Raw genomic sequence first — 15,042 nt, forward strand, 5'->3', positions numbered from 1 at the left:
CCTTTACTTCAAAATATTTTTGCGAGGCATACGTCGATCGATTGAGACCGTGATCCATCCGGAGGTGTAGGGCATGCAAGAACAACCCTCCGGCGAGGACTTTTCTGATGGCTTGCCTACAGGCGTCGGCGTCATGTGCCTTATGCCAGAGGCAAATTACGTGGCGGAAATGGGGTGTAGGAGGTTGCCGGCTTGAGAGGATCGGATGGCTGGTCGGGCTCAGTAATTGCATCCTCGAAATGCTCTATGTTCCTTGGGAGACCCATGGAGCTGGCGTGTTACGGAGCGAGCACTACCGGGACGATTACTTCGTACACAATCTTTTGGGGGTAGAGCCGCGGGACTCGAACAAGGTGATGCTGCCGGAGATCAAGGGGACTAAGTAGTTGTTGCAAATGAAAAGACCGCCCGCGACAAATGGGCGGTATTTACCTGTGCAGAGTCTAGTTCGATGGCTACCAGCTACCGCGTTCGCCAAAGATATCGATGACGTGGCCGAGGCGCTCTGCGCCCTTGAGCCAGTTCTCCTGAAGCCCCTTTTCCACTTCGTCGGGATTGCCGGCAAGGACGCCAGCAATGATCCGCGTATGCTCCTGTACGGAGCAGTGGAGGTCATTGATGATCGAGCTGGCGTAGAGGCGCCAGTACCGTTCCGTTTGCGGAACAATGGCGGCATGAAGAGTGGATAGACGAGCGCCTGCGCCGGCTTCGACGACGAGATTGTGGAAGTCGCGGTCGAGCTCGAAGATCTCGCCAGGCGCTCCGCCGCGTCCATCGGCTATCGAGAGGAGCCGTTCGTTGAGTTTGGTGAGCTTCTTGGCGATGGCCACGCGCTCGGGCTCGGGTTGCAGCGCGAGCCCGCGTCCGGCGATGCCTTCTACGTGGCCGATTATGGTGTAGAGCTCATTGGCGTCTTCTTTGGTGAGCGGAGCAACGATCATGCGCGACTTGCTCACATTGCGATGCTCGATGACATAGCCTTCACGCTGCAGCCAGTGGATGGCGGCACGGACCGGCGTCCTGCTCATGTTCAAGCGCTCGGCCAAGTCGGCTTCGACGATCCAGGTTCCGGGAGATATTTTTCCGTGGACGATGAGCTCTCGAATATCGCGGAACGCTGTGACGAGGCTGGTTCCATGCTCGGCCTTCTCGCGTTTCTTAGACGAAGTTACGGGACCGATTTTGGAGGTTCGTAATTTCTTAGTAGTCAAATCTGGCATAGGTATATAAGGCTCACACGTTTGCTGGCCCTGCGAGGCTGAAAGCGGTAGTTTCCTTAGTTTACAGGGAGCGGCGACACGCTGGCCTGCATGAGTATTCCGGCATCCATCTGTTCATTGGTTGAGGACTTCGCTCGCTGCGCCAAACTTCTTCCATAAAAAATGGACTGGCATGCCGAGTACCACAATGATCAGGCCGGGCCATGTGTACTGGGGCTTGTAGATCAGGAGCACAAGGCATATCCAGCTCGCGGCGACGATGTAGAGCGCCGGCAGGATAGGGTATCCGATGGCCCTGTACGGACGAGATGCGTCCGGGCGTGTTCGCCGCAATACAAACAGGCCGCCGATGGTGAGGATGTAGAAGATGAGAACAGCGAAGATGACATAGTCGAGAAGGTCGCCATAGCTTCCGCTGAGGCAAAGTAGGCTGGTCCACGCCCATTGCAGCCAAAGTGAATTTACCGGGGCATTGCTCTTTGGGCTGAGCTTACCGATGGCTTTGAAGAAAAGGCCGTCCTGGCTCATCGCGTAGTAGACACGTGCGCCGGCGAGGAGCAATCCGTTGACGCAGCCAAAGGTTGAGACGAGGATGACGGCGGCCATCAGCTTCGCTCCGAGGGGACCGAACGACGATTGCATGACGGCGGTGGCGACACGATCTTCGGTGGCGAACTGAATGCCACGTCCGGCGAGCGTGGTCGCTTGTGAATCCCCTGCGAGTGGAAGAACTCCGAGATACACAAAGTTGCAGAGCATGTACAGCAGTAAGACGACGCCGGTGCCGATGACGAGCGACAAGGGAAGATTGCGTTTGGGATTTCTGATCTCTCCGGCTGTAAAGGTGACGTTGTGCCAGGAGTCGGATGAGAAGAGCGACCCGACCTGGACGACGGCAAGGACGGTGAGGAAGCCCACCATGGCGGTCGGCCCATGTTCGCCGATACGCACAGGATGCGCGGTTTGCAAGCCTGCGCCCGCCCAGAACTGGTGCCATCCGCTGCCGAAGTTTGCCGCGATAGCCGTCGCATTCCTGGCCACGAAGCCGACGGCGACTAGTCCAGCGAGGGCGAGGACCTTTGCCGAGGTGAAGACATTCTGAATGAGAGCTCCGAACTTTACGCCGAAGGTGTTGAGGAGTGTCAACAGGGTGATGACGACGATTGCGACAAGGTTCGCGGTATTCATGCCGACGTTGCCAGTGCCGTAGTGCCAGATCCAGTTGCTCTTACTTACACCCGGGATGAAGACGCCGAGAAATTTTCCAAAGGCTACCCCAACCGCTGCAACGGTTCCGGTCTGGATGACCATGAAGAGAGTCCAGCCGTAAAGAAATCCCCAGAGCGGACCGAGGGCCTCGCGTAGATAGACGTACTGGCCACCGGCACGGGGCATCATCGCCGCCAGTTCGCCATAGCTAAGAGCGCCGACGATCGTCATCGCAGCAGTGAGGAGCCACGCCCCGATCAGCAAAGCAGGCGAGCCAAGAGTTCGACTCATGTCTGCGGAGACGATGAAGATACCGGAGCCAATCATCGATCCCATGACGATAGCGGTGGCAGAGAAGAGCCCCATCCCTTTTACAAACTGCGGGGGCGAGCTAGTCTGCTGGGAAGATGGATGATCGGCAGTGTTCGGATCGGCGAGCGACAGCTTCATCTTTCTTGTTCTCCCATGGACTTCAACACTCTAAATGGATTGACTATGTCCGCTTAATTTCGTCGTTAGACCTTCCAACCCTTTATGGCTATGTCGCGATGGAAGTATCCACCACTGATCACGCTCACTTCGACGCGGTCTTCTGTGCCTGAATCCAACGCGTGATGCTTTCGTCCAGGACATCTAATGGCACCGGACCGAGGGACAGGACGCGCTCGTGGAACTTGCGGATGTCGTAGCGAGGGCCGAGTTCGATGCGTGCTCGCTCGCGGAGTTGAAGGATCTTCTGTTGTCCGAGGCGATAACTGAGCGCCTGCCCGGGCCAGGAGATGTAGCGGTCGATTTCGGTCTGGATGTTCTGGTCGTCCATGGCGGTATGTTGTTTGAAGAAGTCGACCATCTGCTGTCGTGTCCAATGTTTTTGATGAACGCCGGTGTCGACGACGAGGCGAATGGCACGCCACATCTCGTTCTGCAGGCGACCGTACTCGCTATAGGGATCTTGATAAAAGCCCATCTCTTTGCCGAGGAGTTCGGCGTAGAGCGCCCAGCCTTCGGAGTAGGCGTCGTACGAGGCATAGCGGCGGAAGTTGGGAAGCCCCTGCAGTGTGTCGGCGAAGGCGAACTGGAGGTGATGACCAGGAACGCCTTCGTGATAGGCGATGGCTTCGACGTTGAGCAGGAGTCGGCTGGTGGGGTTGTAAAGGTTGACGTTGACGCGGCCGGGACGTTGACTTGCGGTCGAGCCAGGAGAGTAGTCGGCGGGCACGGCGTTCGGTGCGCGGAAGGCATCCATGGGTACGACTTCAAGTCCGAGCGCTGGGACGACGGGAACGATCTGGTCTAGCTTGGCCCGTGATTGCGCTTCGTAACCCGCGTAGAGCTTCAGGAGCTGATCGCTGGAGATCGCATGTAGCTTTGGGTCGGCGTTGATGTGGGCGTGAAAGCTGGCAAGATCATTGAAGCCCTGGGTCTTTGCGAGCGCGAGCATTTGGGTGTTGATCTCCGCGACTTCGCGCATCCCCTCGTTGAAGATGGCATCGGCATCCATGGTGGTTTGGACGTGTTCCCGGATGGCCTGTTTGTAGAGTGCATCGCCATTTGGGAGGGCCCAGATGCCAGGTTCGGTGCGGCCTGCGGGCGCGTAGGTATCACGTACAAAGGCAGCGAAGGTTACATAGGCAGGAAGTACGTCCTTTTCAATGGTTGCTAGAAGATCGTGGGTGATTGTCTGCTGTTCGGCGAGAGTAATGGAAACGGGGAAGTGAGCGAGAGGAAGAGCGAAGGAACTCTTCATTCCGTGAGTGTCCGCGATATCCTGGGCTTCGACGGCAACTTTCTCAAGCAGGTAACGCGGCTGCATGAGGTGGTCTTTCATGCCGAGCTTCATGGTGGTGGTCACTTCGCCGAAGACGCGTGGTACCTGATGTAGACGGGCGATGTAGTTGCGATAATCCTTTGCGTTGTTGAAGGGCATCTGCGAGTACATTGCGGGAAGGTCAAGGTGAACGCCGTTAATCTGACTTACAGGCATCTCCCATTCCTTGAGGCGATAACTATCGATAGACATCTGAAGCTGGCGCAGCATGATCCCTCGGCTGATCGTCTGCTGCTCCGTGAGGCCGGCGGCAGGGATTGCCTGAAAGCGTGCGAGAGCCTCCACGTCGTGTGCTTCGCTACGTTGGATCTCCGCAGGGGAGTAGTCGCCGAGACGATCGTTGAAGCGCGTATCGCCGACGTAGGTGGCGAACTCGGGCGAGTGGGAGAGACCGTACTCCCACTCGCTGGCGTAGAAATCGTCTAGCTGTGCGGCACTCGATTGCGTTGATGCCTGAGGCGAAGCTTGCGAAGGCAAGGATGCTGGCGCACACAGGAGAGCTGCAATCAGGGCATAGTCGCGTACGGACATCTGTCTTCTCCGAGGTGTTACTTGGTCTGCCAGGCACCGTTCCAGAGACGCAGGATGCCGAGAGGGTTGGTGTCCTGAAGCGAGGGATGAAGAGCCGACTGAGGCAGTCCTTGATACGAGACGGGCCGGGTGAAGCGAAAGATTGCCTGGCTGCCCACGGAGGTGGAGCGTCCGTCGGAGGTGGCGGGATAGGGGCCACCGTGGACCATCGCATGGTTTACTTCGACGCCGGTCGGGAATGCGTTGAAGATGACCCGGCCTACTTTGGTCTCAAGGATGCGGAGGAGATCGGCATACTCGGCGAGGTCCTGTTCTGTGCCGAGAACGGTTGCCGTGAGATGACCTCCGAGGCCGCGAGCTGCATCGAGCATTTGGTCACGGCTGCTGCAGTGGATGAGGAGAGTGGTTGGGCCGAAGACCTCTTCGGCAAGCGAGTTATCGGCGAGGAAGATTGCGCCGTCGGTTTCCAGGAGCGAGACCTGAGCGGAGAATCCTTCACCGGTGGCGACGCCCTTTGCGGTTTGCAGCGAACTGCGTTCCTGCACCGATTTGCCGAAGGTTTTGGCGATGCCTTCTGTAAGAAGCGAGAACGCGGAACTGGATTCGACGCTGGCGCGCAGGGTATTGGTGAAGGATGGAGCTTCCGTAGCGAAGACTAATCCAGGCTTAGTGCAGAACTGTCCGCCGCCAAGTGTGAACGATCCATGCAGACCCTTGGCAAGCGCTTCTCCGCGTTCCGCGAGCGCACCGGGAAGAATGAAGACGGGGTTGGTGCTGCCCATCTCCGCGTAGACCGGGATCGGCACTACTCGCTTGGCGGCGAGATCCATGAGAGCACGGCCTCCGCGATAGGAGCCGGTGAAGCCAACGGCCTTTACATCGGGATGCTGCACGAGAGCGGTGCCGACCGCGTGGCCGGCGTCGAAGAGGAGCGAGAAGACGCCGCCTGGCAGGCCGCTTTGTTCAACGGCGTGTTTGATGATGTTGCCGACGAGCTCGCTGGTGCCTGGATGGGCGGGATGGGCTTTGACTATGACGGGATTACCGGCAGCGAAGGCGGATGCGGTGTCGCCACCTGCTACGGAGAAGGCCAGGGGAAAGTTACTGGCACCAAAGACCACGACTGGGCCGAGCGGACGCAGCATGGAGCGTAGGTCGGGTTTCGGCGGGGTGCGCGCGGGATCTGCGGTCTCGATGCGCGCTGTGACCCACGAACCTTCTTCGAGCACGCTCGCGAAGAGTCGAAGTTGTCCACTTGTGCGAGCCACCTCTCCGGTTAGGCGCGCCATGGGAAGCGCGGTCTCCAGATTCGCTCGATGGATCAGCTCAACGGAGGATGCATCGATGCCATCAGCGATCGCTCGTAGGAACAAGGCGCGTTCGGTACTTGAGATATTGGCGAAGCCCTCGAAGGCTTCGACTGCGGCGGATACGGCGCTGTTTACATCGGCGATGTTGGCCGAAGTGTAGGCGGGTTCCAGGGCGCCGCCATCGATGGGGTTGTAGCCATGGAAAGAAGCGCCCCCTGAAGAGGGGACGCTTTCAGCGACGAGGGAACGGCCTTGAAGCTGGCCAGCGAGTGGGGTGGTCATGCTACACCTCCTGCAATGCGGGGAATGCGGTGGACTTGATCGCTGGTGGATTCGCCAGCGCCGCGGCCAGCACAGATTTTGCCTCGGCAAGATCGGCTCCTGCAATTTCCAGTCGCGGAGCGCGGACTGTCGCAACACCGGTGCCGGTCTCTGCCTGAACCCATTTGATGAGTTGCACAAACTTCACTACAGTGTCGAGACGAAGCAGCGGAAGGAACCAGCGATAGAGCGCGAAGGCCTCTTCTGTCTTGCCCGCGCGGGCCAGGTTGAAGAGCTCAACGGACTCCGCAGGGAAAGCGTTCACAAGGCCGGCGATCCAACCTACAGCGCCTGCTGCAATTCCTTCGACGAGAAGATCGTCGACGCCTACTGTCAAGCTCAGGCGGTCACCCAGCAGAGAGCGAATCGCCGCGATGCGGCGCACGTCTCCGCTGGATTCCTTTACTGCTTCAAAGTTCGAGTGCTGCTGGGCTAGCTCCGCGATCTGCTCCGGAAGGAAGTCAGTCTTGTAGGCGAGGCCGTTGTTGTAGAGCATGCAAGGGAGTTTGGTTGAGCCCATCACCGTCAAGACGTGATGCTTCATCTCGCGCCAGTCGGAGCTGTACACATAGGGCGGAAGCACCATCAAACCGCTGCATCCAGCGTCTTCAGCTTCCTTCGCAAGCCGAACCGCATTCGCCGTGGAGAGCGCAGAGATGGCCGCGACTACCGGGCTTTGCGTAGGTTGGGCGGACTTCACGGTGGTCTTCAGGATCGCGATCTTCTCGTCGAGTTCAAGGGTTGCGCCCTCGCCGAGAGAGCCGAGCATTACGAGACCAGTGCATCCGTTTTCCAGCAGCCAGGCGGTGTGCTGTGCAAGTAAGGTGTGATCCACGGTGAGGTCGGTGTGGAAGGGGGTTGTCGTTGCGGGAAGAACGCCATGCCAGTTCATAATGTCTCCTGTAGTGGGGTGATTTCGTTTGAAGTTGGGGCCGAGATGAAGGCCGACAGAGGAATTGGGAAGATGGGCGGTCGGATAGAGGTGTTTCGCCAGCCAAAGAGCGTCTGCACTGCCGGGCCGCAGATGCGTCCCTGACATGGACCCATGCCGCAACGGGTTTGGAGCTTTGCGTCGGTCCAATCTGAGTAAGGCTGAAGCTGTGCGTAGCGAACGTCCTCGCAGCGGCAGACGATGGTGTCGGGTTGAGCAAGCGAACGCAGCTCTGGTCGAAGAGCGAAGGCGCGATCCAGGCGTTTACCAAAGGCCTGTTCGCGGTCGCGTTTTTTGAAGAGCGCCATGGCCTGGTCCGGTCTATTGGTAGCTGACAGACCAGCGATTTTCCCCTGTACCAGCGCAGCATCAAGACCAGCTATGCCAGTGGGTTCGCCGACGCAGTAGACGTTTTCGATTGAGGTCTTCTGGGTTGAGTCGACGGCGACGCAATCGTTCGTGAGCTTGCAGCCAAGAAGTACAGCGAACTCCGTGTTCGGAACGAGATGGAAGCCGCAGGCCAGCAGGTCGCACGGCTCCGTCCAGGTCTTACTTCCGTCAGTGAGACGAACGGCGGTGAGTCTGTCCGTGCCTTCGGCGGCTATGGGCCAGCAGTTGTTGCGGTATTGGGCGTCCCGCAGTACTGTCCGATAGCGGATGCCTTGCAGAAGTTTCGCTGGGTGCGACCAGAGCGTCGCTGCGACCGGCAAGAGAGAGCGCAGGCTTGCCTGTTCGGCGATGCTGAGCACCTGGGCACCATCTTCTTGCAGATGTGCGGCGACCGCGAGCAGTAACGGGCCGGTGCCGGCGACGACGATGCGCTTATCCTTGACGGAGTAGCCGCCCTTCATAAGGGCCTGCAGGCCGCCTGCACCAAAGACTCCGGGTAGTGTCCAGCCCGGGAATGGCAGGTAGCGTTCGCGAGCGCCCGTGGCAAGGATGAGGCGATCCCAGGTAAAGGTCTCGATGACGCCTGATTCTTCTACAAGTGCGCGTAGAATTTGTGGCTTTGCTGCGTCGATGACACGTCTTCCGGACAGAAGCGTCGCCTTCGATTCGCGGAAGGCGAGGATAGTGGCTTCACGGGCTGGATCTTTCGCGATGTTTGAAGAGGCGATGCCACCACGCCATATCTGGCCGCCCGGGCCGGGATTGTCATCGAGGACAGTCACCTGGGCCCCAGCGCTTGCTGCGGACGTTGCGGCGGCAACGCCGGCGGGGCCAGCGCCCACTATAAGAATCTCGGTGTGTCTCGTTGTGATGGAGGTCATGGCTGGGTCTCCAGGCGCATGCCTTCGCGGCAGGGAAGCTGGCAGGTGCGTCGGTGCGGAGCTCCGTCGACGGTGGCACGGCATTCAAAACAGATGCCCATGCCGCAAAGGGCGGTACGCTGCTCACCGGTTACGGAGGCGCGGCAGGGAACTCCGAAGACAAGAAATACGGCGCTCGCCATTGTCCCTTCCGGCACTTCGATGGAGGTGCCATTGAGCCATACAGTGACGCGCGCCGGCGATGAGATATTTCTAAGCATGGCTCGGTTCCAGGGTTCGCGCACGGCTGGGGAGGAAGGGTGATGAATCGATGTCGGATGCCCGGTCAAGCAGATGATCGGTCAGGAGACGAGCCGCTCCCGGCGCGTTGGTGATACCGAGGCCCTCGAAGCCGACCGCCAGAAAGATGCCCGGTTCGCTTGATGGACCGATGAGCGGAAGTTTATCTGGAGTCGCGGCGCGGAAGCCAGTCCAAACGCGAATGCTGAAAAGATCGGCGAGCCGGGGCATGTAGCTTTGGGCGCGTTCGATCATCGCGCTGAGGATGGAGGAGTCCACCGCGGGATCATCGTTGCCATACTGCCTTGATGAACCGATCAATAGCTGCCCGGTCTTGCGCGGCTGCACGTTGAAGGCGACAGAATCGGAGGTGAGTTTGTGCGCGCTTTTGAGGTAACCGAGTTCGACGAGCTGATGGCGCACGAAGCCGGGATAGCGATCGGTGATGACGAGATGGCCTTTGCGCTTCTGGATTGGCAGCGAAGGAAGGAGACGAAGATCGGAGCCGGTGGCGACGACGATCTGCTTTGCGGCAAGGGTTGTTCCGTCTTCAAGCTTGACGGATCCTGGATGCAGCGCGATGGCAGCCTTCCCACGGAGAAGTCTTGCTCCTTGCGACAAGGCGCTTGAGAGGAAGAAGTGTGAGGCGGCGGGCGGGTAGATGACGCCATCATCCGGGACCAGCAGGCCGCCCGCGAGGCCGGATCGGAGATTGGGTTCTTCCTGTGCGAGATCGGAGGAGTTGAGGATCTCTGAACGGATGCCGGCTTGAGCGTAGGTCTGTTGTTTGGCCTGGACCTCGTCCATCTCTTCGTCGTCTGCGGCTACCCAGAGGGTGCCGCATTGCTCGTACTCGACCGTGTTGGGCAGGGAAGACGAAAGCTCGCGCCATAGAGTACGGGAGAAGTTGGAAAGGGCCAGTTGTGCGGGTGAGTCATCCATCACGACGAGGTGGCCCATGCCTGCGGCGGTAGCGGCTCCGCCCGGGGTTGATGGTTCGATGACACAGACGCAAAGGCCAGCTTGAGCGCATTCCATCGCGCAGGCTGATCCCACGATGCCTGCACCGAGGATGATGACGTCGAAGCTGGTCATCAAAAAGCGATTCCTTGCGCAAAGGGATCGGCGGAGTCGAAGAGCAGGGTGATGTCTGCGGTGATCCAGGCTCGACCAGTGATGGTGGGGATGACGCGGTCTCCATCGGGTTGGATGGAGCCGGTGAAGTGTGTGCCGAGGATGCCTTCCTGCTGCCAGAGTTCGCCCGGGGCTAGTTTGCCGTCGGCGTAGAGGCACGCCATCTTGGCGCTGGTGCCAGTCCCGCAGGGGGACCGGTCGAAGGAGGCTCCGGGGCAGAGGACGAAGTTGCGGCTGGAGTTGTTTGCGGAAGATGCCGGACCGAAGAGTTCGATGTGGTCGATGTAGCTGCCGCCCTGACCTGTGATGCCCTGCTGTTGAAGGGCGGTCCTAATCGCTTTCGTTGCGGCCACGAGTTGATCGCGGTTTGCGACTACGAGACTAAAGGGGTGATCGCCGATAAGAAGGAACCAGTTGCCACCCCAGGCGATGTCGCCGTGCAGTATTCCTATACCCGGAACATCCACGGAAACTGATGCGCGGTAGCGATAGCTGGGGACGTTTTGCACCGAGACGCCGCCGTCGGCATGGAGTTCAGCATGGACAGTTCCTACCGGCGTTTCGATGAGATGCTTTCCTGGCTGGATACGGCCCAGATATGAGAGCGTCCGAACCAGCCCTATCGTTCCGTGGCCACACATGCCGAGGTAGCCAACGTCGTTGAAGAAGATGACTCCGGCCGCTGCCGCAGGGTCTAATGGCGTACACAGGAGCGCGCCGACCACGACATCGGAGCCGCGAGGTTCGCAGACCGTGGCGCTACGGAAGCTGTCGAATCGGTGCCTGAAGACTTCAAGGCGTTCTGCCAGGCTGCCACTGCCCAGGTTCGGTCCCCCCTCTACGATGACGCGAGTGGGCTCGCCCTCGGTGTGCGAGTCGATGGCGTGTATAGGCCCCGGACCCCAGGCCGTCTGCGAGGGAACATCTGTATTCATTTGGGTTATTGTAGACGATTTTGAATACAATCAGTAAGCCTTCCTGTACGCATCTTAGAAACGCCTAGTGGACATTCATGATCCCACGAATGATGATCGGCTCTAAGTCACCAGGATGGGCAACGTCTTCGAAGTCGTAATCAGGATATGGATGGGAAACAAGTGGCTCGGGCTTCCCGTTGAGTTGATGAATGCCCAGCAGCCCGATGACCTTCGGGGTCTGAGTGTTGGCGTGGAAGTTCTCCAACTCCACAATTCTGTTACGACAGAGATCGTGGAACTTAGGTCTGTTGATTGCAAGAGCTATTCGCTAACGGTGAAGACGCGCTGCGTTGCCGCTGCGGCGATTTCGATAGTCTCGGCGAGCGCGATCGCCACGCGAACCGCCCCAATCAACTGGGCATCCGTGCCGAGGCTGCTTCTTATGAGCTTAAGGCCCGTCCGAGGGTCTCGATCCTGGATCTTCCGCACCACTGCGTCGTAGAGCGCGATGTGCGTTCCGACACCGCCGCCCAATACAAACAGCGGGCAATTCAGGATCAGATAGATGTTGTAGATTGCGTAGGACAGTGTCTCCGCAGCCTGGTCCAGGACGGATTGAGCAAGGGAGTCACCCGCGAGTGCATGCTCGAAGATCTGTGTAGCGTTTAGCTCTTTTGGTAGAGAGGTCGCGGCAACGGCCCAACGTCGCTGCCACTGGCTCTTGATTCCTTCACCACCGACAAGGTGTTCTAGGCCGCCAGGCTCGCCCGATGGTACGGCAGCGACGGGGATGCCAGGAACCAGCATGTACCCAACCTCGCCTGCGGTCCAATTCATCCCGCGGAAGAGTCGCCCATCGAGGATAATTCCAGCGCCTACTCCCGTTCCGATGGCAAGAAACACGAAGTCACGAGTAGTGGACGCTGCTCCAACACGGCTCTCGGCGAAGGCGGCCATATTCACGTCGTTGTCGATTGCTGCCGGAACTCCGAGCGAGGATTCAAGCATGGCGCGGAGTGGCACGTCGCGCCAGCCCATCAAGTAAGAGGTGGCGATCACGATGCCGTCGTCGACGTTGGTCACACCAGGAGCACCCGCCGCGATTGCGCAAAGCTGGTTGCGTGGAAGTTGCGTCTGCCGGAACAACTCGTCGACGCCCTTGCAGATGAGCGATACAACCAGGTTCGCATCATGAATGCCAACGGTAGAGACGTTGTGCATACGAAGGATGGCTCCTGTGGTGTCCGCCAAGGCGATCCGGAGGTTGGTCCCTCCTATATCAACCCCGATGACGTACTGGTTGTGTCGTGACGCGGGCATGGTGGCTGTCGAATTGCCGGTGTCATTCAGTTTCTGGGGAGACATTACTCGATGACCTCTGATAGTGGTTGAATTTCAAAGCCTCGTCAGGAAGCCTGACGAGAGGATGCTGTGTTTGCGCTAATGCTCTCAAGGTCCCGTCCTTTGGTCTCAGGTATGACGAAGCGAACGAAGAACAGCGTGATGATGCAGAAGCCGCCATAAATTGCGAAGGTGAACGCATTTCCCGCAGCGTTTATGAGCGACAGGAAAGTGAGAGAGACGATGAAGTTCGATGTGCCTGAGCCTAGTGTCGCGGCAGCGACGCCACGGCCTCTTAGACGCAACGGAAAGACCTCTGAGACAAGGATCCAGGCGATGGGACCCATGCTGAAGGCGAAACAGGTGATGTAGGCCATCAAGCAGACGGTCGCTATGACCCCTAGAGAATGTCCAAGGGCATCCTGGTTATAGAAGCACGCCGCGAGCGTGAAAAGGGAAGCGGTCATGCCTCCGACCCCGACGTAGAGCAGAGGCTTTCTTCCAACGCGGTCAACGAGTACGAGAGCGATGATGGTCGCCAGCACGTTGGTAACGGCTACCAGGAGTGTCGCAAAGATGGCGCTCTTATTTGCTGTGATTCCGGCGAGCGCGAAGATCTTTGGGCCATAGTAAATGATCGTGTTGATGCCCGTGACTTGCTGTAGAACGGTGAAGCCGACCGCTATGAATAGCGAGTTTCGAACCGCTGGACTCCAGAGCGCGCTCCATCGGCGTTCCATCGGGGTGCGCAGGCTATTGCGGATGTCGTCGATGAAGAGCGAGACCCCGGCTTCATCGGTATAACTTCTAAGCACCTGCTCCGCCTCAGTTTGCCTGCCTTGCGCGAAGAGCCAGCGTGGGCTTTCGGGAACCGTGATGACCATAAGCAGAAAGAGGACCGCTGGGACCGCACCGATCCCGAACATCAACCGCCAACCTTGCTGCGCTGCGAGCCAGTAGCCGACGAGATCGGCGAGAGCAATTCCTATCGTGAGAGCGAACTGGTAGAGGCCGATCAACGTGCCCCGGGATTGGGGAGGTGCGAGTTCCGAGACATAGACCGGTGCCGTGACGGAGGTGAATCCGATAGCTACTCCCAGCAACGCCCTCGCGATAATAAGACATGCGACGTTGGGTGAGAGTGGCGCCAGCACGGAACCGGCGATAAAGATGATGCCGCCCCAGACAAGAGTAGCGCGACGTCCGATACGATCTGCGATCGAACCACCTACGAAAGCGCCGGTCATCGATCCCACCAGAACGATGCTGACAACCCACTCTTCCATCCTTGTGGAGAGTCCAAAGGTGCTGCGTACGAAGATCATCGCGGCCGCGATGATCCCCATATCGAAGCCGTACAGGATGCCACCTAGACCGGCGATGAAGGAGACCTTCCAGATAAAATGGCGGTTCACAAGGGGTTGCGGAACTGCCGGTGCGGTAGACAATTTTCACCTCGGTCGAATGATAACCTCTATCGACAGCACAGTAGGATGTCATTGTAGAACTTATTAATGAAACATTGGTAACGAAGTATTGGAAGGAACGAAGGAGGATTCTATGCAAGGCAACGCAGTCAATGCACCACGCTGGATATCAGGCATAGAACCAGCACCGGAACTGCTGAGTGCGAATGGCACGCAGATCCTTGAGCTGGAGTGTAGGCAACAGCCTGGGCTCCTTCGCGAGTTGATCGCTGCCTATGCGAGCGATCCAGCGATTCGCGCCGAACTCGGGAAGTTGTCCGAACTCACTGTAGGAAGACAGTCCGTTCTGTTTATCGGCATGGGAGCGTCTTTTTGTTCCGCGGTGAGCGGCAGCACACTCTTGCAGTCGCATGGCCGTGCGTCGTTTGCGATCGATGCCGGCGAATGGTTGAACTACGCATCGCCGGTTTGGGGCGACGCCGCATCGTCGATCTTGCTGACTACTTCCGGCGAGAGCGCGGAGTTGGTCGAACTGTTCAAGCGTAATGGCGACCGTGAGATGGGACTGATCTGCAATAACCCCGCTAGCACCTGCTGGAAACTGGCGAAGCACAAGCTGCCGATCATGGCGGGACCGGAGTACGGCAACGCAACGAAGACGTATACGAATTCGACCGCCACAACGATCATTCTTGCTTCTGAGATGGTTGGTCATTCGTGGCAGCAGGAAGCGGAGCACGCAGCAGAGGTCTTCTCGTCCTCGCTCGACCCGATCTTCGCGATGCGTAGCGAGCTGGAGATGTTTTGCCGGGGAGCAGCGAACATCGAGATCATTGGTCGTGGCGCTGCTTTTGGCGCGGCAATTATGAGTGCGCTTTGCATCCGCGAGATGAGCGGATTCCGCGCGGCACCCCATACCGGGGCGGGATTCAAACATGGGCCGAACCTCGATGTAGACGGATCGCACGTTGCCATCATCTTTGCAGTGGGGAGGGTGGCTCAACTGGGAGTCAAGCTGGCGGAGGAGTGCAATCGCAGGGGCGGCAAGGTGCTGCTGATCTCGAACGAGGAGCATCCCGCCACCGAGAAGCTCTTTCCCGTCAAGATCGATAGTGTTGCCGAACCATGGGAGAGCATTACCTCGCTCCTGGTGCCGCAGGCCCTGACTTTGGCAATGACCGAGCGAACCGGCTGCCGGCTGCCTCCACGGTTTCAGTACGGTGTGATGGAGCAGTAGCTGTAGAAAAATGCCCGAGTGGTAAGTATCATTCGGGCATCCTAGGCTTGCTAATGTGGCAGAGTGATCGTCGGCTACTTAGGTGC

At 58.6% G+C, this 15,042-nt stretch carries 12 protein-coding genes; 1 reads left to right on the forward strand and 11 read right to left on the reverse strand.

Features of this window, described 5'->3' with window-relative positions:
• Positions 1-455 precede the first annotated feature (455 nt).
• The 11 genes from HDF16_RS12860 to HDF16_RS12915 all read right to left on the reverse strand — a co-directional run bounded on the left by HDF16_RS12860 (position 456) and on the right by HDF16_RS12915 (position 13,740).
• On the reverse strand, positions 456-1,220 hold the full coding sequence (locus tag HDF16_RS12860; protein WP_184217116.1) for a GntR family transcriptional regulator: 765 nt from the start codon (positions 1,218-1,220) through the stop codon (positions 456-458).
• Positions 1,221-1,334: 114 nt separating this feature from the next.
• Entirely contained in the window at positions 1,335-2,879 is a 1,545-nt protein-coding gene (locus HDF16_RS12865; RefSeq protein ID WP_184217118.1) for an APC family permease, read from the reverse strand.
• 124 nt (positions 2,880-3,003) lie between these two features.
• Positions 3,004-4,788, reverse strand: a complete 1,785-nt coding sequence (locus HDF16_RS12870; RefSeq protein WP_246409044.1) for a DUF885 domain-containing protein — start codon at positions 4,786-4,788, stop codon at positions 3,004-3,006.
• 17 nt (positions 4,789-4,805) lie between these two features.
• On the reverse strand, positions 4,806-6,380 hold the full coding sequence (locus HDF16_RS12875) for an aldehyde dehydrogenase (NADP(+)) (RefSeq protein ID WP_184217120.1): 1,575 nt from the start codon (positions 6,378-6,380) through the stop codon (positions 4,806-4,808).
• Position 6,381: 1 nt separating this feature from the next.
• Entirely contained in the window at positions 6,382-7,311 is a 930-nt protein-coding gene (locus HDF16_RS12880; protein WP_184217122.1) for a dihydrodipicolinate synthase family protein, read from the reverse strand.
• Positions 7,308-8,621: an NAD(P)/FAD-dependent oxidoreductase gene (locus HDF16_RS12885; protein ID WP_184217124.1), complete on the reverse strand. Its 1,314-nt coding sequence runs from the start codon at positions 8,619-8,621 to the stop codon at positions 7,308-7,310. The genes HDF16_RS12880 and HDF16_RS12885 overlap by 4 nt, the downstream gene beginning before the upstream one ends.
• Positions 8,618-8,881, reverse strand: a complete 264-nt coding sequence (locus tag HDF16_RS12890; RefSeq protein ID WP_184217126.1) for a (2Fe-2S)-binding protein — start codon at positions 8,879-8,881, stop codon at positions 8,618-8,620. Before HDF16_RS12890 ends, HDF16_RS12885 begins: the two co-directional genes overlap by 4 nt.
• Positions 8,874-9,995, reverse strand: a complete 1,122-nt coding sequence (locus HDF16_RS12895; protein WP_184217128.1) for an NAD(P)/FAD-dependent oxidoreductase — start codon at positions 9,993-9,995, stop codon at positions 8,874-8,876. The genes HDF16_RS12890 and HDF16_RS12895 overlap by 8 nt, the downstream gene beginning before the upstream one ends.
• Positions 9,995-10,969: a proline racemase family protein gene (locus HDF16_RS12900; RefSeq protein WP_184217129.1), complete on the reverse strand. Its 975-nt coding sequence runs from the start codon at positions 10,967-10,969 to the stop codon at positions 9,995-9,997. Before HDF16_RS12900 ends, HDF16_RS12895 begins: the two co-directional genes overlap by 1 nt.
• A gap of 303 nt (positions 10,970-11,272) precedes the next feature.
• Complete coding sequence (locus tag HDF16_RS12910) at positions 11,273-12,316, reverse strand: ROK family protein (protein ID WP_246409045.1); 1,044 nt, start codon at positions 12,314-12,316, stop codon at positions 11,273-11,275.
• A gap of 41 nt (positions 12,317-12,357) precedes the next feature.
• Positions 12,358-13,740, reverse strand: a complete 1,383-nt coding sequence (locus tag HDF16_RS12915) for a sugar porter family MFS transporter (RefSeq protein ID WP_184217133.1) — start codon at positions 13,738-13,740, stop codon at positions 12,358-12,360.
• A gap of 112 nt (positions 13,741-13,852) precedes the next feature.
• Between HDF16_RS12915 and HDF16_RS12920 the strand changes: the two genes are divergently transcribed.
• Complete coding sequence (locus HDF16_RS12920) at positions 13,853-14,956, forward strand: SIS domain-containing protein (RefSeq protein ID WP_184217135.1); 1,104 nt, start codon at positions 13,853-13,855, stop codon at positions 14,954-14,956.
• Positions 14,957-15,042 lie beyond the last annotated feature (86 nt).

Source organism: Granulicella aggregans (assembly GCF_014203275.1).
Lineage (GTDB): Bacteria > Acidobacteriota > Terriglobia > Terriglobales > Acidobacteriaceae > Edaphobacter.